The organism is Pseudoxanthomonas sp. SGT-18 (genome assembly GCF_003931645.1).
GTDB lineage: Bacteria > Pseudomonadota > Gammaproteobacteria > Xanthomonadales > Xanthomonadaceae > Pseudoxanthomonas.
In genome coordinates, this window is the sequence record NZ_RRYJ01000021.1 from 1 (window position 1) to 1330 (window position 1330).

The following is a 1330-nucleotide window of genomic DNA, read 5'->3' on the forward strand; positions in this document are numbered from 1 at the left end:
TAGCAGCCTGTTGAAATTCGACCCGGCGAAGCCCCCGACTCGGTCGGCAGCGCGGATTTCTCGCTGCTCAAGCGCTCCGCAAGCGCGTCCCGCGCTCTGAAACAAGCCCGCTTTCGGGCTTCCAGGCGCACCTTCCCCGCCGGGGCCGCCATCACGCGGCCCCCGCGGCGATCAGCTTCGGCAGGCGGACGAGGTTGCTCGCCGCCATCGCCAGCTGAAACAGCGCCTCGACCTTCGTAAGGCCGCGCTGCTTGACCTGACGCATTCCGGCAGCCGCCTTGAGCCATCCGAAGTGCGTTTCGATCCAGGCGCGCGTCCGCAGGCTGATCGCATACCCGGCGTGTCGGGTAGTGCGGCCATCGATGGCGCTGCGGCGGTGCGAGGTGTTCTGCGCAACGTGCGGGGTGATACCCATGGCCCGACAGCCCGCGACGAAGTCCGCCGTGTCGTACCCCTTGTCTGCGGCCAGCGTGCGCCGTCGTCGGCCGCGCAGCGAACCAAGCATCGCCAACGCCGCGTCACGCTCACCATGGCCGCTGGCCTGCGTGACACACGCTGCACGCACCAGGCCGCTGCGATGCTCCATGAGCACATGGGCCTGGTAGCTCAGCTGCGCCCCGGTATTGCCCTTGCGGTAAAGCCTGGCGTCCGGATCGCTGGCCGATTCGTGCGTGTCGTTGCGACGCTTCTGACCCTTGAAATCAGGCTGGGCGTTGCGATGCCCACCACCCGGTGGGTCCTTCGGCGTCCCATCCTTGGGACGGAAGCTCTTGTGCGAGGCCCACGCCTGCAGCAGCGTGCCGTCGACCGAGAAATGCTCGTCCGACATCAGGCCCCGCTTTTCCGCCAACCGCACCACCTCGGCCAGAAACTCGCTCGCCACCTCGTTTCCGTTCAAGCGATCCCGGTTCTTCGAGAACACGGAGTGATCCCAGACCGGCTCGTCGATCGCGATACCGACGAACCAGCGGAACAGCAGGTTGTAGTGGAGCTGCTCCATCAGCATCCGCTCGCTCCGGATCGAGTAGAACAGCTGCAGCAGCTGCGCCCGCATCAGTTTCTCCGGCGCGATGGAGGCGCGGCCGGTATCGGCGTACAGCGCCGAAAACAGGCCGCTCATGCGCCTGAGCGCCTCATCGGCCAGCTCCCGAATGGATCGGAGCGGATGGTTCGCCGGGACGAAGTCGGCGAGCTTGGCGACCGTGAACAACGATTCCTGAGTGACGTCTGCACCGCGCATCCCACGCCCTCCACTATGGCTGAGGTCGATATCGCAAACAGAGGGCTTGAAAGCAAGCTCTGGCGCGGGAGAATTTCAACAAGCTGCTAG

The 1330-nt window shown here is 65.6% G+C and carries 1 protein-coding gene; it reads right to left on the minus strand.

The window, feature by feature from the left end:
* Window positions 1-151 precede the first annotated feature (151 nt).
* Complete coding sequence (locus tag EIM47_RS15600) at window positions 152-1240, minus strand: IS5 family transposase (RefSeq protein WP_125077418.1); 1089 nt, start codon at window positions 1238-1240, stop codon at window positions 152-154.
* Between the last annotated feature and the right edge of the window lie 90 nt (window positions 1241-1330).